Genomic DNA, 17320 nt, shown 5'->3' with positions numbered 1-17320 from the left:
GGACGTCCGCAGCTCCTCCCAGTCCGCGAGCCAGAACTGGTCGAGCAGCTCGGCGCAGAACCCGCAGTCGGGGTAGCCGCGACCCGCGAGCTCACCGCACGAAGGGCATGCGGAGACGACAGCGGGACGTTGACCGCGCCGCGCGCCGGGCGGGAACGGCTGGTGATCAGCCACGGGGAGAAGATTAGGGGCAAAAGGCGGCCTTGGCAGCCGCGGCGCACCGTGACTATGGTCGGGTCTCGACAACTGAACACAACGCGGGAGCTCGCGCCTGAGCGGGCTGAGAGGGTGACTGGCCGTCGTGCCGGTGTCACCGACCGCCTGAACCTGACCGGGTAATGCCGGCGTAGGGAGGAATGTCGTGACGGCACTTGACGACCGTTCGGTCAAGCCCAGTGTGACCACCGGCCCGATCTCGGGCTCGCGCAAGGTGTACCGCGAGGTGTCCCCGGACATCCGCGTGCCCCACCGCAGGGTCGAGCTGACCAACGGCGAGCATGTCGATCTGTACGACACTTCCGGTCCGTATACCGACGACAACGCGACCATCGACGTCCACAGTGGACTACCCGACCTGAGGTCGGGGTGGGTCGCCGCACGGGAACCGATCAACGGAGCCGTCAGCCAGCTCGCGTACGCGAAGGCCGGGATCATCACCCCGGAGATGCGCTACGTGGCGGCGCGGGAGAACCTCGACGCGGAGTTCGTGCGCGCCGAGGTGGCCATCGGGCGCGCGGTCATCCCGTTGAACCGCAAGCACCCCGAGGCCGAGCCGATGATCATCGGCAAGAAGTTCCTCGTGAAGATCAACGCGAACATCGGCAACTCCGCGGTGTCGTCGTCGATCGAGGACGAGGTGGAGAAGATGGTGTGGGCGACCCGCTGGGGCGCCGACACGATCATGGACCTCTCCACGGGCAAGCGCATCCACGAGACCCGCGAGTGGATCCTGCGCAACTCCCCCGTCCCGGTCGGCACGGTGCCGATCTACCAGGCGCTGGAGAAGGTCAACGGCGACCCAGCGGCGCTGACCTGGGAGATCTACCGCGACACCGTGGTCGAGCAGTGCGAGCAGGGCGTCGACTACATGACCGTGCACGCGGGCGTGCTGCTGCGGTACGTGCCGCTCACGGCCAAGCGCGTCACCGGCATCGTGTCGCGCGGCGGGTCGATCATGGCCGCGTGGTGCCTCGCGCACCACCGGGAGTCGTTCCTCTACACGCACTTCGAGGAGCTGTGCGACATCCTGCGGGCCTACGACGTGACGTTCTCGCTGGGTGACGGCCTGCGGCCGGGCTCGATCGCGGACGCCAACGACGAGGCGCAGTTCGCGGAGCTGCGCACCCTGGGCGAGCTGACGCACATCGCCCGCGCCAAGGACGTCCAGGTGATGATCGAGGGCCCCGGCCACGTGCCGATGCACAAGATCGCCGAGAACGTGCGGCTGGAGGAGGAGTGGTGCGGTGAGGCGCCGTTCTACACCCTCGGGCCGCTGGCCACGGACATCGCACCGGCCTACGACCACATCACGTCGGCGATCGGTGCGGCGCAGATCGGCTGGCTGGGCACCGCGATGCTCTGCTACGTCACGCCCAAGGAGCACCTGGGCCTGCCCAACCGGGACGACGTGAAGACCGGCGTGATCACGTACAAGATCGCGGCGCACTCCGCGGACCTGGCCAAGGGCCACCCCGGCGCGCAGGACTGGGACGACGCGCTGTCGAAGGCGCGGTTCGAGTTCCGGTGGGAGGACCAGTTCAACCTCTCGCTGGACCCGGACACGGCCCGCTCGTTCCACGACGAGACGCTGCCCGCCGAACCGGCGAAGACGGCGCACTTCTGCTCGATGTGCGGGCCGAAGTTCTGCTCGATGAAGATCACGCAGGACGTGCGGCGCTACGCCGAGGAACGCGGGCTGTCCACTGTGGAGGCCATCGAGGCCGGCATGGCGGAGAAGTCCGGTGAGTTCGCCGGCACCGGCAACAAGGTCTACCTGCCCGTGGTGGAGACTTCGTGACACCTCCGAGGGCCCTCACCATCGCCGGGAGCGACTCCGGCGGTGGTGCGGGCATCCAGGCGGACCTGCGCACGATGTTCGCGTGCGGGGTGCACGGGTGCGTGGCGCTGACGGCCGCGACCGTGCAGAACTCCCTCGGCGTCACGGGGGTGCACGAGATCCCGCCCGACGTCGTGGCTGCGCAGATCGCGTCGGTGGCCTCCGACATCGGGGTGCAGGCGGCGAAGACCGGGATGCTGGCGTCGGCGGCGATCATCGAGGCGATCACGCCGGCGCTGGACGCGGCCGGGATCGGCCGCGGTGGTGTGCCGTTCGTCGTCGACCCGGTGTCGGCGTCGATGCACGGCGACCAGCTGCTGGCGGACTCGGCGCTGGAGGCGTTGAAGGGCCTGCTGTTCCCGCGGGCGACGCTGGTGACGCCGAACCTCGACGAGGTGCGGTTGATCACCGGTATCGCGGTGAAGGACCGCGCGGACCAGCGTCTTGCGGCGGAAGCGCTGCACGAGCTGGGACCGGAGTGGGTGCTGGTCAAGGGCGGCCACATGTGGGACGACCCGGAGTGCCTGGACCTGCTGTACGACGGCCGCGAGTTCGTGGAGCTGCCCGGCCCGCGCTACGACACCGAGAACACGCACGGCAGCGGTGACACGCTGGCGTCGTCGATCAGCTCGGCGCTGGCGCACGGGGCCTCGGTGCCGGACGCGGTGCGGTTCGGCAAGGACTTCATCGTGAGGTCCGTGGCGGCGGCCTACCCCCTGGGTTCGGGGGTCGGGCCGGTGTCGCCGCTGTGGAGGTTGGACAGGTAGCGGGCGCACATCGCCCGCAGGTCGGTCTGCTCGGGGTCGAGCAACCAGACCGTGAGCGCTCCTTCGAGGAACGCGATGAGCTCCGTCGCGGCCGCTTCGCCCAGCGTCTTGGCGAAGTGGCCGCGCAGGAGCCGGTTGCGGCGGCGGAACCGTTCGGTGATCTCGTCGTCGCGGGCCAGGTGCTCCGCCTGCAGCACGGTGTGCAGGGTGGCCAACCCCCGCCTTGGTGGCGATGGCCGCGGACGTGCCGGCGCAGACGCGCGAGGTGCTGGTCGCGGAGTTCGACGCCTTCAACCGGGCGTTGCACGACCTGTTCGCCGCCTCGGCCGACCCGTCCCGGTGACCGGGTGGGGACTCAGCCCTCGTTGGCCTGCGTCGGAGTCCAGTGCGACCACGACGCGTGGTGGACGGGCAGGCCGGCCTCGCGGAGGTGGCTCACCACGCGCGGGTCGTCGTCCACGACCATGACGACCGTGCGGCGGTGCCGGATCTCCTGGAGCCGTTCGAGCTTGACCACCTGGGCGGGTCGCCGGTCCCCCTCCCGCTGCATCAGCAGCGTGCCGGCCGGCAGCCCGTACTCGGCGAGCCAGCGCCGGGTGAGCTCCGCGATCCGGACGGGTCTGCCGGTGAGCCACACGATGTCGTGGTCCACCGCCAGTCTGTGGGCCAGCGCCGCGCCCTGCCGCAGCAGCCCGTCGCCTCCCGCCGCGTCGAAGAAGTTCGCCCACCTGACGGGCGAGTCCGAACTGAGCAGGTGAAGGCGGTGCTGGACGTCAGCGACGGTTCCGTCGATGTCCAGCACCGCGACCGGGCGACTCATGCGGTGGCCCCAATGTTCGCCGGAAGGATCTCCGCGAGGTTATCCCGGCGAGGGCACCGAAAACGGGCTCGGTGACGATCGATTTCGTCGAGTTGCGGACCGACGGCGCTACTTCGACTCTTCGCCGACCAGTGTTTCCAGCGCGTCCAGCGCGTTGACCAGGGCCGAGACGTGTTCGGGCGTGAGCTGCTCGATGCGGCGTTGCAGCTCGCGCACGCGTGCGGAGCGCACACCGGACACCATCGTCTCGCCCTCGGGCGTGGGGGTGGCGAGCCAGGCGCGGCCGTCCTGCGGGTCGGGTTCGCGCTTCACGTACCCGGCCTCGACCAGCGCGGCGACGATGCGGGACAGCGTGGGCGGGGCCACGCCCTCCTTCGTCGCCAGGTCACCGAGGCGCATGGGGCCGCAGCGGGCGAGGGTCGCCAGCGCGGAGACCGCGCCGGGGCCGAGTCCGGGCGATCCGGTGCGGCGCAGCAACCGGGCCAGCCGGCCGATCGCCAGGTACAGGCGCGCGGTCGCGTCCTCGACCTCGGCGTCAATGGGGGCCGTCACGGCTAGTCGTCCTCCTCGACGGAAATCAGCAATGGTCAATCATCCCCCAACACGTGTGCACCCACGGTAGCGGCTGCGCGTTCACCACCGCGGCTTTATCGCGTGCGAAGGGAGACGACCTCGGGAACGGCCCCGTTCCCGAACGCCGAGGAGGAGAGGTACCGACTGCCTGGGCCGTTCAGATTCCCGGTGACGAGGCCTGCGCCCAGAAGCGCTGCGGGATGCGACCGGCCAGCCGGGCGAGCCGGCCGCCCTCGACGGCACAGCGCATCGCGGCGCCCATCAGCTCCGGGTCACCGGCACGGGTGACGGCGGTGGCGAGGAGCACCGCCGAACAGCCGAGCTCCATGGCCAGCGCGGCGTCGGAGGCGGTGCCGATGCCCGCGTCCAGCACGACCGGAACGGTGGCGCGGGCGGTGATCAGCTCGATGTTGTGCGGGTTGCGGATGCCGAGGCCGGTGCCGATCGGCGAACCCAGCGGCATCACGGTCGCGCAGCCGATGTCCTGGAGCTTCAACGCCAGCACCGGGTCGTCGTTGGTGTAGGGCAGCACGACGAAACCGTCGTTCACCAACCGTTCGGCGGCGTCGAGCAGCTCGACCGGGTCGGGCAGCAGGGTCTCCTCGTCGTGCACGACCTCCAGCTTGACCCAGTTCGTCTCCAGTGCCTCGCGGGCGAGCTGCGCGGTCAGCACGGCCTCGGCGGCGGTGCGGCAGCCGGCGGTGTTCGGCAGCACCTCGATGCCCAGGCGCCGCAACAGCTCCAGCACACCGGTCTGGCCGGCGGCGTCGACCCGGCGCATCGCCACGGTGGTCAGCTCGGTGCCGGACGCCACCAGGGCGCGTTCGAGCACGGACAGGTTCGCGGCACCGCCGGTGCCGGTGATGAGGCGGGAGCGGAACTCCTTGCCCGCGATGACGAGCGGGTCGTCCACGTCAGCCTCCCTGGACCGCGGTCAGCACCTCGACCACGCCGCCGTCCGGCACGATCGTCCTGTCCCACAACGCCTTGGGCACCACGACACCGTCGAGCGCCACGGCCACGCCCGCGGCCGGCGCTCCCACCAGCGACACCACCGCGGCCACCGACGTGCCGTCGGACAGCTCGCGGAAGGTGCCGTTCACCTTCGCCTTCACGACGTTCCTCCTTCGAGCAACCGCAGCACTTCGCGTGCGGTGTGGGGGGCGAGCAGCAGGCCGTTGCGGTGGTGGCCGGTCGCGGCGATCACGCCGGGTTCGAGCCACCGCACGACCGGCACGTTGTCGGGGCTGCCCGCGCGGAACCCGACGGCGGTCTCGGTCAGCGCGTACTCGGCGAGGCCGGGCAGCACGACCTCCGCGTCGCGCAACAGGTCCCGCACGCCCGCCACGGTCACGTCGGTGTCGAAACCGGCCTCGTACTGGGTGGCGCCGACGACCACACCGTCGGTGCGCGGCACCAGGTACACGGCTCGGCCCTGCACGAGCGCGCGGATCGTGTGCCGGGGCGGTGGCAGCGCGCCGGGGCGGTGGGTGAGCCGCAGGATCTCGCCCTTGACCGGCCGGACCACGTCCCGCAGCGCCGGGTGCAGCCCCGCGCTCCACGCACCGGCCGCGATCACGCGGACCCGGCCGTCCACATCGGACCGCACCCCGGCCTCGGCGCACGCCTTCTCCAGCGCGGAGAGCAGCGCCCGGTTGTCGACGGCGAGGTCGCTCGTGTGCACCCCACCGCGCACGGCGGGGCCCAGCGACGGTTCGAACGCGCGGATCTCGCGCGAGGTCAGCAGCTCCCCCGCGTGCCGCAGGTCGGTGAGGTCGCCGGGGGACGTGCCGACCGCCAGCGTGCCCGCGGTGAACAGCTCCACGCCGATCGACGCGGCGAACTCCGGCCACAGCACGAGCGCCTCGACCCCCTGCGCCACCACGGCTTCCTCGCCCGGCCACGCCTCGGTGAGCGGTGCGAGCATGCCGCCCGCGACCCGCGAACCCGCGTGCGGGGAACCGCGGTCGGACACGGAGACCGAGTAGCCGGCCCGTGCCGCGAACAGCGCGACGGACAGGCCGATGACACCGCCGCCCACGACGGTCACTTCCACAGTGCTCAAGGCATTCACGCTCCCTGCGCCGGCATGACCCGGATCAGGTTCGACGGTCGGAGCGAACCACGCTCCCTCTCAGCCCGGTCTTCTCCAGGCTCCCGTGCGGACCGCCTTCAACATAACGGTTAACGTGCGTGCGTGCCAGGACTCGACGGAAACCTGATCAGGCAACGACTCGCCGACGCGACGCTCTACCTCTGCACCCCGGACCGGCCCGACCTGGCCGAGTTCGCGGACGCCGCCCTCTCCGGCGGTGTCGACGTCATCCAGCTGCGGGACAAGTCGCTGGAGGCCAGGCAGGAGCTCGCGGCGATCGAGGTGCTCGCCGAAGCCGCTGAACGCCACGGGAAGCTGCTGGCCGTCAACGACCGCGCGGACATCGCGCACGCCGTGGACGCCGACGTGCTGCACCTCGGCCAGGACGACCTGCCGGTGCCGCTGGCCCGCCGGATCATCGGCGACGGCCCGGTGATCGGCCGCTCGACGCACGACGTGGACCAGATGCGGGCGGCGGCCGGCGAGCCGGGCGTCGACTACTTCTGCACCGGTCCGTGCTGGCCGACGCCGACGAAGCCCGGTCGCCCGGCTCCGGGGCTGGACCTCGTCCGCGCCACCCGCTCGCGGCGGCCGTGGTTCGCGATCGGCGGCATCGACCTGGGGAACCTGCACGAGGTCATGGCCGCGGGTGCCACGCGGGTGGTCGTGGTCAGGGCCATCACCGACGCCGAGGACCCGCGCGCCGCCGCCAGGTCGTTCAAAATTGAACTTGATCGTTGAAATTTGAACAAAACGGCGTACGCTCGACGGCGTGAGCGCACCTGTGCTGTACCTGAGCCACGGGGCTCCCCCGCTGGCCGACGACGCCACGTGGACCAGAGAGCTGAGGGACTGGTCCGCCACGCTCCCGCGCCCGGAGGCCGTGCTCGTGGTCTCCGCGCACTGGGAGGAGGCACCGACGACGATCGGCGCCACCACGACCGTCCCGCTGGTCTACGACTTCTGGGGCTTCCCGCAGCGCTACTACGAGGTCACCTACGCGGCACCGGGCGCGCCGGAGCTGGCCGAGGACGTGCGCAAGCTGCTCGGCGGCCACGTCGAGCAGGACGAGCGGCGCGGGCTGGACCACGGCGCCTACGTGCCGCTCAAGGAGATGTTCCCGGACGCGGACGTGCCCGTGCTGCAGCTGTCGATGCCGACGCTGGACCCGCGCGCGCTGCACGGGATCGGCCGGAAGCTGGCGCCGTTGCGCGAGCAGAACGTGCTGATCGTCGGAAGCGGGTTCATGACGCACAACCTGAGCTGCGTGAACTTCCCGGCCGGACCGGACTACGCGCCGCCGTCGTGGTCGCGGGAGTTCGACGACTGGGCGCACCGGCAGCTCGCGAGCGGTGACGTGGACGCATTGCTCGACTTCCAGGTGAAGGCGCCCGCGGCCGGCATCGCGCACCCGCGGACCGAGCACTTCGCGCCGCTCTTCGTCGCGCTGGGCGCCGCGAGCGACGAGAAAGCCCGTACCAGCGTTGAAGGCTTCTGGTACGGGCTCTCGAAACGGTCTGTCCAGTTCAGCTAGCGAGCAGCTCCTAGCCGCGGGTCAGGGTCAGGCCCCAGCGCGACAGGATCGGGTTGACCGGCTGGAAGTAGGTCGTGCCGCCGGAGGTGCAGTTGCCGGAACCGCCGGAGGTCACGCCCTGGGCCTGGCCGAAGCCGGAACCCGCCACCCACGAGCCACCGGAGTCACCGGGCTCCGCGCACGCGTTGGTGCGGGTGAGGCCGCGGACGGTGCCCTGCGGGTAGTTCACGGTCGAGTTGTAGGCCTGGACCGTGCCGCAGCGCCAGCCGGTCGTGGAGCCCGAACGGCAGATCTGCGCGCCGATGGCCGCCACCGTCGAGCCCTGCACCGTCACGTTGGTGCCGTTGTAGCGGTTCACCCACGGACGCGGGGTCCAGTTGGAGTTGGTGCGGACCCACGCCATGTCGTTGCCGGGGAAGACCGAGCCGGCGAACGAACCGGCCGCGACGCGGTTGTAGCCGGACACCGAGGTGCCGGTGGTGCCGCAGTGGCCGGCCGTCACGAAGCCGCCGGTCACCGAGAAGCCCAGGGAGCAGCGGCCGCCGCTGCCCATGTAGATGGCGTCGCCACCGCGCAGGTCGTACAGCGGGGTCGCGTTCTCGGTCACCTCCTCGACCGTGACGGTCGAGCCGACGGACTTCGCGGTGGCGATGAACTGCTCCGCTGCGGCGTCGCGCTTGGTCTTGTTGACCTCGACCACGACGCTGTTGGACTTCTCGTCGACGCGCCAGCTGGCGATCGACTGGGGAGCGCTCATCAGGTCGAGGACCGACTTGGTCCCGTTGAGCTGCGTGAGCGAGTTCTTCACGACCTTGGTGTCCGCGCCGGTCACGGAGAGTCCGGACTTGGTCACGGCAACGGTCAGCCTGCCGGTCGCCTGGTCGATCCACGCTCCGCCGAACGCGTCGCCCAGCGAGCTCTTCGCCTGCTCGGCGATCTCGCTCGACTTGAGGTCAGAGGCCAACCGGACGCGTGCCTGGTCAGCGTTCAGGCCCAAATCACGCTCGACCGCTTGGAGCAACTCGGCCGGGTAGCTCTCCGTATCGGAACCAGTTCCGCCAACCGGCGCGGCAGGCGCACCAAACGCCGGTACGCTGAGAGCAGTCACGACTCCGGTGGCGAGCAGAACGGCACCGGTTACACGGGCCGCACTCGTGCGGTTCATCAAGACGTCTCCCTCACTTTCGGGTGCAGGGGAACCCGAGAGATCGGTTGCAGGGACCTTCTCTCGGGGGCTCTAGGGGGACGGGTGGTGGGGCGGCGGCAGGGGTCGCCCCACCCCTCCCACTTCCTTCCGCGTGGCCTCTCGGCCGAGGGCACTGCGCTCCAGTGGTCCTTCCACGAGCCTCATCGCGCCCTCCTTCGGTCTCTTTCGGAGCTAAACTTTCGCCCGTTCGAGTGACGTTACGGGCCTGTTATCTATGACGCCCGAACCCGACTGTGGACGAAGTGTGTCACAGCTCACGACAGATCAACTGCGGTGCGTAGCAATTGACAGTTAACTATCGCTCAACGTAGTGACGTGATCACCGAATGGGGTCGCCCGTTGGAACAGGCGTCGAGCCGTCAGCGGGCGGTGGCGAGCCTGTCGTCGTGGTGGTCGGCGCAGTGGTCGTGGTGCTTTCGGCGGACGACCGTCCGGACGTGCCCGGAGGCGGTGAGACGGTGACCGTCTCGGTGGCCGGCGGCGGGTTGTTTTCGGTGCGGTTGACCGATTTCTGCGGTTCCGCGGACGTCGACGGCTCGACCTTCTGCTCCGCCGGACCGGTGCCGCCGGATGTGCCGGAGACGAGCTGGACGCTCGTGACGGCGAGGACCGCGACGACGAACGCGAGCAGACCGCCGACGGCGACGACCTGCCAGCGCTTCTCGCGCTCCATGGACCGTTGGTAGAGCACCGCTCCCACGGTGGTGACGACACTCGCGAGGACCGCGCCGATGATCGTGCCGACCACGTTGAGGCGCAGGCTCAGCACGGCCGCGGTGACGGCGGCGAGCACGCTCGCGACGAGCTTGACGGGGGTGATCTTCTCCTTATCAGCCATGACACACGTGGGACGTTGGGCACAGTTCACCGGTTGTGCGCCGGTGACGTGCATCATCGACACATGCGCCTGGTGACCATCGAGGACATCCGCGCGGCCGCCGCCGCGATCGCCCCCCACGTCGTCCGCACCCCGTTGCTGGCCTTCGACTCCTCGCTGTGGATCAAGCCGGAGAACCTCCAGCCGATCGGCGCGTTCAAGCAGCGCGGCGCGGTGAACGCGTTGTCCCGCATACCTTCTGAGGAACGTGCGCGCGGTGTCGTGGCGTACTCCAGCGGTAACCACGCGCAAGCGGTCGCCTACGCGGCGAAGACGCTCGGCATGACGGCGGCGATCGTGGTGCCGGAGAACACGCCACAGCTCAAGATCGACGCGACGCGCGCGCACGGCGCCGAGGTGTTCGTCGTCGGCATCACCGAACGGGAGTCGCGCGCGGCGGAGCTGGTCGAGGAGCGCGGGGCCACGCTGATCCCGCCGTTCGACCACTTCGACGTGATCGCCGGGCAGGGCACGGTCGGCCTGGAGATCTGCGAGGACCTGCCGGACGTGGCGACGGTGCTGGTGCCGGTGAGCGGCGGCGGGCTGGTCTCCGGTGTCGCGGTGGCCGTGAAAGCGTTGTGCCCCAACGCCCGCGTGATCGGTGTCGAGCCGGAGCTGGCCGGTGACTCGGCCGCGTCGCTCAAGGCGGGCGAGCTGGTGCGGTGGGACGCGCACGACCGCGCCCGCACGTCGGCGGACGGCCTGCGCGCGGAGCCGTCGGAGCTGACGTGGGCGCACATCAAGGAGTACGTGGACGACATCGTCACGGTGTCCGAGGACGAGATCCGCGACGCCGTGCGGCAGATCGCGCGCCGCACCCGGACCGTGGCGGAGCCGTCCGGTGCCACCGTCGTCGCGGCCCACCTGAACCGGTCGCTGCCGGAGGGCAAGACCGTCGCGGTGGTGTCGGGCGGCAACGTCGAACCGGCCCTGCTCGCGTCGATCCTCGGATGATCGCGCTCCCAGACGTCCTGGCGGCGGCGGAGCGGATCGCACCGCACGTGGTGCGCACGCCCCTGCTGCCGTTCGGCCGGGGGTGGCTGAAACCGGAGTCGTTGCAGCCGATCGGCGCCTTCAAGCTGCGCGGTGCGCTCAACGCGCTGGCGCTGCTGGAGGACCGCTCGCGCGGCGTGGTGGCCTACTCCAGCGGCAACCACGCGCAGGCCGTCGCCTACGCCGCCCGGCTGCACGGGGTGCCCGCGGCGATCGTGATGCCGTCGAACACGCCCGAGGTGAAGGTCGCGGCGACGCGGGCGCTGGGCGCGGAGGTGTTCATCGTCGGGATCACCGAGCGGGTGCAGCGGGCGCGGGAGCTCGTCGCCGAACGCGGTGCGGTGCTGATCCCGCCGTTCGACCACCCCGACGTGATCGCCGGTCAGGGCACGATCGGGCTGGAGGTCCTCGCCGACCTGCCGTCGGTGGACACCGTGGTGGTGCCGATGTCCGGTGGCGGGCTGATCTCCGGTGTGGCGACGGCCGTGAAGGCGATCAAGCCGGACGTCCGGGTGGTCGGCGCTGAGCCGGCGCTCGCGGCGGACGTCGCGGACTCGTTCAGGGCCGGTGAGCTGGTGCGCTGGGACCCCGTGGCCCGTGCGGAGACGATCGCCGACGCGTTGCGCGACGAGCCGTCCGAGCTCACCTGGGCGCACATCAGCCGGTACGTCGACGACGTGGTGACGGTGACCGAGGACGAGATCCTCGCGGCGGTGGCGGACCTGGCCAGGCGGGCCAGGCTGGTCGCGGAGCCGAGCGGTGCGGTCGCCGTGGCCGCCCAGGCCAGGCTGGGCGGGGGCGGGGGCGGGGTCGCCGTCGTGTCCGGCGGCAACGTCGACCCCGCGCTACTGGCTCGCTTTCTCGCCACCTGAGCGGATGTGCGTCGGCGGTCCCTCGACGCCGCAGTGCAGGCAGTCGCCGGGGTGCGGGTTGTCCGGCTGCTCGTGGTCGGTGGCCAGCACCCGGTTGTCCACGCCGAGCGCGAGCAGGCCGCCGACGATGGCCGCCACCGCGCACAGCACGAGCGCCATCCGCCAGCCCGAGGTCATGACCGCGGGGTCCGCGTAGCCCTCGCCCGTGATGCCCACGGCGGCCGGCAGCACGGCCATCGCGAGCAGGCTGCCGGTGCGCGCCACGGCGTTGTTCACGCCCGACGCGACGCCCGCGTGGTGGTCGGGTGCCGAGGCCAGCACGGTCGCGGTGACCGGCGCGACCACGGCGGCCAGGCCGAGGCCGAACACCAGCACGCCGGGCAGCACGCCGGTGAGGTAGCCCGCGCCGGGCTGGGCGCCCCGCAGCAGCAGCATGCCGAGGCCCACGACGATCGGGCCTGCGACGAGCTGCACGCGCGGGCCGAAGCGCTGGGCGATCTTGCCCGAGGTCGACGACGCCAGCAGCATGATGATCGTGATCGGCACGCTGGCCAGGCCCGACGCCGTCGGCGAGTAGCCCAGCGACACCTGCAGCTGGAGCACGAGCAGCACCATCACGCCGCCCAGTGCCGCGTAGACCAGGAACGTCAGCAGGTTCGCGACCAGGAACGTGCGGTCGCGGAACAGCTCCGGCGGCACCAGCGGGTCGTGCGAGCGCGCCTGGACCACGCCGAACGCGATCATGGCCACCAGCCCGAGGGCCGCGACCGGGTAGGACTGCTCGACCAGGCCGCCGGTCAGCAGCGCGAGCCCCGCGGCTCCGACGACCGCGCTGAGGTAGTGGGGGTGCCCCGCCGTCTCGTCGCGCGACTCCGGCACCGACCGCAGCGCGAGGTACACGCACAGTGCCGCCACCGGCAGGTTGACCAGGAACGCGAGCCGCCACGACCAGGCCTGCACCAGCAGCCCGCCGACGAACGGGCCGATCGCCGTGGCCACGCCGGACAGGCCCGACCAGGCGCCGATCGCACGCGAGCGGTCCTCCCGGTTGAACGACGACTGCAGGATCGCGAGCGCGCCGGGCGTGAGCAGCGCTGCGCCCACGCCCTGCAGCACACGGGCCGCGACCAGCACCGGGACGTTCCAGGCGACGCCGCACAGCAGTGACGCCACGCCGAACCAGACGACGCCGGTCACGTAGACGCGGCGGCGGCCGAAGCGGTCGCCGAGCGAGCCGGCGACGAGGATCAGCGAGGCCAGCGCCAGCAGGTAGCCGTTGAGGATCCACTGCAGGTCGGTCACGGACGCGTCGAGCTCGGCGCCGATGCGGGGCAGGGCGACGTTGACGATCGTGCCGTCGAGCATCGCCATGCCGGAGCCGAGGATCGTCGTGGCCAGCACCGCGCGGGCGCGCGGCGTGCCCCAGGCGATCATGCCCCGCCGATCAAGACGGCCTGTTCAGCGTGGCCACGAACTTGTAGCGGTCGCCCCGGTAGACCGAGCGCACCCATTCGATCGGGTTGCCCTCGGTGTCGAACGAGTGCCGCGACAGCAGCAGCATCGGCAGGCCGATGTCCGCCCCGAGCAACTCTGCCTCTTCGGGCGAGGCGAGCGCCGTCTCGATCGTCTCCTCCGCGTGGCCCATCTCGACGCCGAACCGGTCGGACAGCACCTGGTACAGCGAGGCACCGGGCGCCAGGTAGCGGCGCAGGCCGCGGAACCGGCCCAGCGCGAGGTGGGTCGTCTCGATGGCCATCGGCTCGTTGTCGGCCAGGCGCAGCCGGTGCAGGCGCAGCACCTTGGCACCGGGACGCACGCCCAGGTACCGGGCGAGCTCCGCCTCCGCCGGCATCTCCGAGGCCTCGATGAGCTTGGACGACGGCACGCGGCCCTGGGCGCGCATGTCCTCTGTGTACGAAGACAGCTGCAACCTCTGGGCGACCTTCGGTTCGGCCGCGAAGGTGCCCTTGCCCTGCACCCGGAGCAGCCGCCCCTCGACCGTCAGCTCGGCGAGCGCCTGGCGGACCGTGGTCCTGGAGACGTCGAACTCCGCGGCCAGCGACCGTTCCGTGGGGATGGGTGAACCGGGCGGCAGCGCCCTCAGCAGGTCGAGCAGGTGCCGCTTGAGACCCCAGTACTTGGGTTCGCGTTGCGCACGCGTCCTGGCGTCCACGCCTGATGCAGGCGTCGTCTCCAGCATGGCCTCCTCCTCGCACTCCATGTCACGCCCCACAAGGATGCCCTGTCCGGGTCCTCCTGCGCGTCCGAACCCCCGCCATTCGACTCAAAAAAGGTCCGAGGACTCCGCAACGCTTTGGCAACGCGCTTGACAGGAGGGGTGACGCGGCACACGCTGTTCCGCATTGGTCTACACCACTTGGGCGTTCCGGCCGAGGGGCCGGGCTTGCTGAAAGGGCGCGACTGTGAAGGGCTGGAGAGGACTCGCTGCTGGTGCCGCCGCACTGGCAGTGGCCGTGTCCGGATGTGGCACGAGCACGAACAGCGGTAGCGGCACGGAGTCCAAAGAGATCACCGTGTGGCTCATGGACGGCTCCGCGCCGGCAACTCTGACCGACGCCTTGAACAAGGAGTTCGAGAGCGCGAACGGCGTCAAGGTCAAGTACGAGGTCCAGAAGTGGACCGGCATCCAGGAGAAGCTGACCACGGCACTGGCCAGCAGCACGCCCCCGGACGTCATCGAGCTCGGCAACACCCAGACGGCGAGCTTCGCCGACCAGGGCACGCTGGCCGACCTCACCGCGGACGCGAAGCAGTTCAACGACGCCGAGTGGCTCGGCGGTCTCAAGGACTCGCTCACGATGAACGGCAAGCAGTACGGTGTGCCGTTCTACGCTGCGAACCGCACCGTCATCTACCGCACGGACCTGTTCCAGGCGGCCGGCATCGCGCAGCCGCCGACCTCGCGGGCCGAGTGGATCGACGCGATCACCAAGCTGAAGGCCGCGAACGCGGCCAACCCGGACTTCCAGGCCCTGTACCTGCCGGGTCAGTCCTGGTACTTCCTGCTCTCGCTCATCTGGGACGAGGGCGGCGACGTCGCCAAGCAGGACGGCGGCAAGTGGACGAGCACGCTCGACTCCGCGCAGGCCAAGGCGGGCTTCGAGGCCTACAAGGCGCTGTACGACGCCTCGGCCGTCAAGAAGGTCCCGGCTGACATCGACGAGGCGAAGCCCCAGCAGATGGAGGTCTTCGGCACGGGCAACGTCGGCATGATGGTCGGTCTCCCGTGGGAGCTCGCCGGTGCCGTCAAGGCCAAGCCGGAGCTGAAGGACAAGACCTCGGCGTTCCCGATCCCGTCGAAGAAGGCCGGCTCCGCCGCGCCCGTGTTCCTCGGCGGCTCGAACCTCGCGATCCCGGCGTCCAGCAAGAACGCGGACGCGGCGAAGAAGTACCTGGCGCTGCTGTCGTCGAAGAAGTACCAGGACATGCTCGCCGAGGGCGGCGCGGTCCCCGGTACCTCGAAGGACACCGCGAAGCTCGAGACCAACGCGATCGGCAAGGCCATGGCGGCCTCGTCCCCCAACGGCAAGGTCACCCCGGTGACGCCGAAGTGGGCGGCCGTCGAGGCGGGCCAGAACCCGCTGAAGGACGCGCTCACCGCGTACCTGACGGGTGCGAAGTCGCTCGACCAGGCGACGAAGGACGCGAGCGACGCCGTCACCAAGGCCATGGGATAGCCCAGCCGAGATGACGGCCGTCAAGACGACCGAAACGGCAGCGCCGGCCGGGAACATCCCGCCGGCGCTGCCGCCTGCCGTGACGGGTGGGGCGCGCAAGCGCCGCCACCGGGGCGGCGCCTTCGACCGGGCGCTGCCCTACCTGCTGCTGGCCCCCGCACTCCTCGCGATCCTCTGGCTGATCGGCTGGCCGGTCGTCTCGGTGTTCGTGACGAGCTTCCGCCAGCTCAACCTCGGTGAGCTGGTCCGCGGCGAGATCGTGTGGACCGGCCTCGACAACTACGCGACCGTGCTGCAGGACGAGCGCTTCTGGGAAGTCTCGCTGCGCACCGTCGTGTTCACCGTGTCCGTCGTCGTGACGTCGGTGGGCGCGGCCCTGGGCATCGCCCTGCTGATGCGCGTGCTGACGCCGTGGGTGCGGATCGCGCTGCAGATCGCGATGCTCTGCGCGTGGGCGATGCCGATCCTGGCGTCCACCACGGTGTACCAGTGGATGTTCGACCAGAACTACGGCATCCTGAACAAGACGCTGGTGCAGCTCGGGTTCGACTCGTTCGCCGGCTACTCGTGGTTCTCCTCCGGCTCGTCGACGCTGTCCGTCGTCGGCTTGCTGATCGTCTGGCAGGCGATCCCCTTCCTCGCCTTCTCCCTGTACGCCGGGCTCATCGGCATCCCGCGCGACCTCTACGAGGCGGCGGGCATCGACGGCGCCTCCCCGTGGCAGACGTTCCGCGCGGTGACGTGGCCGGAGATCAAGTCGCTGCTGATGATGGTGACGTTCCTGTCGACGCTGTGGGACTTCAAGGTCTTCGCCCAGATCTGGGTGTTCCGCGAGGGCGGTCCCAGCGGGCAGAGCACGACGCTGCCGGTGCTGCAGTACCTGGAGGGCATCGCGAAGAGCCACTTCGGCGTCGCGGCCGCGATCTCCGTGCTGATGATGGTCATCCTGGGCCTGATCACGTTCCAGTACCTGCGCAAGCTGCTGCAGACCGAGGAGGGGAAGATCTGATGCTCAAGAAGTCCGCGGCCAACGTCGTCGGCCTCGTGCTGGCCCTGTTCTTCCTCTTCCCGACGTACTGGATGATCACGACGGCGTTGAAGCCCAAGGGCTCGACGATCACGTCGGACTACGACCTGATCCCGCTCTCGGTGACGTTCACGAACTTCGTCACCGCGTGGACGAAGCCGGGGTTCCTGTCGTCGCTGGGCAACAGCCTCCTGGTGACGCTGACCGCGGTGCTCGCCGCGATCGTCGTCGGCATCACCGCGGCGGTCGCCATGTCGCGGTTCGCGTTCCGCGGCCGCAAGGGCTTCGTGCTGCTGATGCTGGTCGCGCAGATGGCGCCGTTCGAGGCGTTGCTGATCCCGATGTTCCTGATGATGCGGGACCTGCAGCTCTACGAACACCTGTCGTCGCTGGTCCTCGTGTACTTCGCGGTGACGCTGCCGTTCTGCGCGTGGACGTTGCGCGGGTTCGTCAACGGCATCCCGATCGAGCTCGAAGAAGCCGCCATGGTCGACGGCTGCGGCCGGTGGAAGGCGTTCCAGAAGGTGACGCTGCCGCTGCTCGGCCCCGGTCTCGTGGCGACCTCGGTGTTCGCGTTCATCACGGCGTGGAACGAGTTCCTGTTCGCCAAGGTGCTGATCCGCAGCCAGGACAGCGAGACGCTGCCCGTGTGGCTGTCCGGTTTCCAGACGGCGTTCGGCACCGACTGGGGTGGCGCGATGGCCGCCTCCGTGCTGTTCACGGTGCCCGCGCTGGTGTTCTTCCTCATCGTCCAGCGCAAGATGGTCGCCGGCGTCACCGCCGGTGCAGTGAAGGGATGAC

At 70.4% G+C, this 17320-nt stretch carries 19 protein-coding genes and 2 riboswitches; of the genes, 9 read left to right on the top strand and 10 right to left on the bottom strand.

Translation table 11 applies throughout. The features are described 5' to 3' along the window. The first annotated feature begins 247 nt into the window (after positions 1-247). Positions 248-372: riboswitch (TPP riboswitch) on the top strand. Together thiC and thiD are read left to right on the top strand one after the other, a co-directional pair. Next, positions 362-2017: a phosphomethylpyrimidine synthase ThiC gene (gene thiC, locus AB0A63_RS04885; RefSeq protein ID WP_360385418.1), complete on the top strand. Its 1656-nt coding sequence runs from the start codon at positions 362-364 to the stop codon at positions 2015-2017. Its footprint overlaps the riboswitch before it by 11 nt. Then, a complete protein-coding gene (gene thiD / locus AB0A63_RS04880) occupies positions 2014-2823 on the top strand; it encodes a bifunctional hydroxymethylpyrimidine kinase/phosphomethylpyrimidine kinase (RefSeq protein ID WP_360385416.1) in 810 nt (269 codons plus the stop codon). The genes thiC and thiD overlap by 4 nt, the downstream gene beginning before the upstream one ends. Here the strand turns inward: thiD and AB0A63_RS04875 are convergent. From AB0A63_RS04875 to AB0A63_RS04850, 6 genes are all read right to left on the bottom strand, one after another. After that, positions 2766-3020, bottom strand: coding sequence for a hypothetical protein (locus AB0A63_RS04875; RefSeq protein ID WP_360385414.1), 255 nt, complete (start codon positions 3018-3020; stop codon positions 2766-2768). The two genes, thiD and AB0A63_RS04875, sit on opposite strands and share 58 nt — an antisense overlap. Positions 3021-3178: 158 nt before the next feature. Then, a complete protein-coding gene (locus AB0A63_RS04870) occupies positions 3179-3643 on the bottom strand; it encodes a hypothetical protein (protein ID WP_360385412.1) in 465 nt (154 codons plus the stop codon). Between the two features lie 108 nt (positions 3644-3751). After that, a complete protein-coding gene (locus AB0A63_RS04865; protein WP_237048146.1) occupies positions 3752-4195 on the bottom strand; it encodes a MarR family transcriptional regulator in 444 nt (147 codons plus the stop codon). 178 nt (positions 4196-4373) lie between these two features. Next, positions 4374-5129, bottom strand: a complete 756-nt coding sequence (locus tag AB0A63_RS04860; RefSeq protein ID WP_360385409.1) for a thiazole synthase — start codon at positions 5127-5129, stop codon at positions 4374-4376. A 1-nt stretch (position 5130) separates the two neighbouring features. Continuing rightward, positions 5131-5331, bottom strand: a complete 201-nt coding sequence (gene thiS / locus AB0A63_RS04855) for a sulfur carrier protein ThiS (RefSeq protein WP_360385407.1) — start codon at positions 5329-5331, stop codon at positions 5131-5133. Continuing rightward, complete coding sequence (locus tag AB0A63_RS04850; RefSeq protein ID WP_360386622.1) at positions 5328-6272, bottom strand: FAD-dependent oxidoreductase; 945 nt, start codon at positions 6270-6272, stop codon at positions 5328-5330. Before AB0A63_RS04850 ends, thiS begins: the two co-directional genes overlap by 4 nt. A 3-nt stretch (positions 6273-6275) precedes the next feature. Further along, positions 6276-6387, bottom strand: a riboswitch (TPP riboswitch). A 26-nt stretch (positions 6388-6413) separates the two neighbouring features. Between AB0A63_RS04850 and thiE the strand changes: the two genes are divergently transcribed. Both thiE and AB0A63_RS04840 read left to right on the top strand, forming a co-directional pair. Further along, positions 6414-7052, top strand: a complete 639-nt coding sequence (gene thiE, locus AB0A63_RS04845) for a thiamine phosphate synthase (RefSeq protein WP_360385405.1) — start codon at positions 6414-6416, stop codon at positions 7050-7052. 31 nt (positions 7053-7083) lie between these two features. Beyond that, positions 7084-7845, top strand: a complete 762-nt coding sequence (locus AB0A63_RS04840; RefSeq protein ID WP_360385403.1) for a class III extradiol ring-cleavage dioxygenase — start codon at positions 7084-7086, stop codon at positions 7843-7845. A gap of 10 nt (positions 7846-7855) precedes the next feature. Here the strand turns inward: AB0A63_RS04840 and AB0A63_RS04835 are convergent, their stop codons facing one another. Further along, entirely contained in the window at positions 7856-8809 is a 954-nt protein-coding gene (locus tag AB0A63_RS04835; RefSeq protein WP_360385401.1) for a S1 family peptidase, read from the bottom strand. 562 nt (positions 8810-9371) lie between these two features. Further along, a complete protein-coding gene (locus AB0A63_RS04830; protein WP_360385399.1) occupies positions 9372-9890 on the bottom strand; it encodes a hypothetical protein in 519 nt (172 codons plus the stop codon). A 63-nt stretch (positions 9891-9953) separates the two neighbouring features. Between AB0A63_RS04830 and AB0A63_RS04825 the strand changes: the two genes are divergently transcribed. Together AB0A63_RS04825 and AB0A63_RS04820 are read left to right on the top strand one after the other, a co-directional pair. Further along, the gene (locus tag AB0A63_RS04825) at positions 9954-10883 is read left to right on the top strand and encodes a threonine/serine dehydratase (RefSeq protein WP_360385397.1); all 930 of its coding nucleotides are present in this window, start codon (positions 9954-9956) and stop codon (positions 10881-10883) included. Continuing rightward, positions 10880-11794 carry a threonine/serine dehydratase gene (locus AB0A63_RS04820; protein WP_360385395.1) on the top strand — a complete coding sequence of 305 codons (915 nt, stop codon included), beginning with the start codon at positions 10880-10882 and terminating at the stop codon, positions 11792-11794. The genes AB0A63_RS04825 and AB0A63_RS04820 overlap by 4 nt, the downstream gene beginning before the upstream one ends. Here the strand turns inward: AB0A63_RS04820 and AB0A63_RS04815 are convergent. Continuing rightward, on the bottom strand, positions 11768-13228 hold the full coding sequence (locus AB0A63_RS04815) for an MFS transporter (protein WP_360385393.1): 1461 nt from the start codon (positions 13226-13228) through the stop codon (positions 11768-11770). The genes AB0A63_RS04820 and AB0A63_RS04815 overlap by 27 nt on opposite strands. A gap of 10 nt (positions 13229-13238) precedes the next feature. Next, positions 13239-13994 carry a GntR family transcriptional regulator gene (locus AB0A63_RS04810; RefSeq protein WP_360385391.1) on the bottom strand — a complete coding sequence of 252 codons (756 nt, stop codon included), beginning with the start codon at positions 13992-13994 and terminating at the stop codon, positions 13239-13241. Between the two features lie 223 nt (positions 13995-14217). On the opposite strand from AB0A63_RS04810, the gene AB0A63_RS04805 reads away from it, so the two are divergent. The 3 genes from AB0A63_RS04805 to AB0A63_RS04795 are packed head-to-tail and all read left to right on the top strand — an operon-like array spanning position 14218 to position 17319. Next, positions 14218-15492, top strand: coding sequence for a sugar ABC transporter substrate-binding protein (locus AB0A63_RS04805; protein WP_360385389.1), 1275 nt, complete (start codon positions 14218-14220; stop codon positions 15490-15492). A 10-nt stretch (positions 15493-15502) separates the two neighbouring features. Beyond that, complete coding sequence (locus AB0A63_RS04800; RefSeq protein WP_360385387.1) at positions 15503-16501, top strand: sugar ABC transporter permease; 999 nt, start codon at positions 15503-15505, stop codon at positions 16499-16501. Continuing rightward, a complete protein-coding gene (locus AB0A63_RS04795; protein WP_360385385.1) occupies positions 16501-17319 on the top strand; it encodes a carbohydrate ABC transporter permease in 819 nt (272 codons plus the stop codon). The genes AB0A63_RS04800 and AB0A63_RS04795 overlap by 1 nt, the downstream gene beginning before the upstream one ends. Position 17320: the final 1 nt, after the last annotated feature.

Origin of the sequence: Lentzea sp. NPDC042327, from assembly GCF_040647275.1 — a bacterium.
Classification (GTDB): Bacteria; Actinomycetota; Actinomycetes; order Mycobacteriales; family Pseudonocardiaceae; genus Lentzea.
Note: the sequence above shows the minus strand (reverse complement) of the source record. Positions and strands in the feature narration are given on the sequence as shown.

Bases quoted from the DNA above. Each gene is read 5' to 3' on its own strand.
- AB0A63_RS04800 (WP_360385387.1), top strand. From the start codon at position 15,503: ATGACGGCCGTCAAGACGACCGAAACGGCAGCGCCGGCCGGGAACATC.
- AB0A63_RS04825 (WP_360385397.1), top strand. From the start codon at position 9,954: ATGCGCCTGGTGACCATCGAGGACATCCGCGCGGCCGCCGCCGCGATC.
- AB0A63_RS04815 (WP_360385393.1), bottom strand. From the start codon at position 13,228: ATGATCGCCTGGGGCACGCCGCGCGCCCGCGCGGTGCTGGCCACGACG.
- AB0A63_RS04830 (WP_360385399.1), bottom strand. From the start codon at position 9,890: ATGGCTGATAAGGAGAAGATCACCCCCGTCAAGCTCGTCGCGAGCGTG.
- AB0A63_RS04795 (WP_360385385.1), top strand. From the start codon at position 16,501: ATGCTCAAGAAGTCCGCGGCCAACGTCGTCGGCCTCGTGCTGGCCCTG.
- AB0A63_RS04820 (WP_360385395.1), top strand. From the start codon at position 10,880: ATGATCGCGCTCCCAGACGTCCTGGCGGCGGCGGAGCGGATCGCACCG.
- AB0A63_RS04810 (WP_360385391.1), bottom strand. From the start codon at position 13,994: ATGCTGGAGACGACGCCTGCATCAGGCGTGGACGCCAGGACGCGTGCG.
- AB0A63_RS04870 (WP_360385412.1), bottom strand. From the start codon at position 3,643: ATGAGTCGCCCGGTCGCGGTGCTGGACATCGACGGAACCGTCGCTGAC.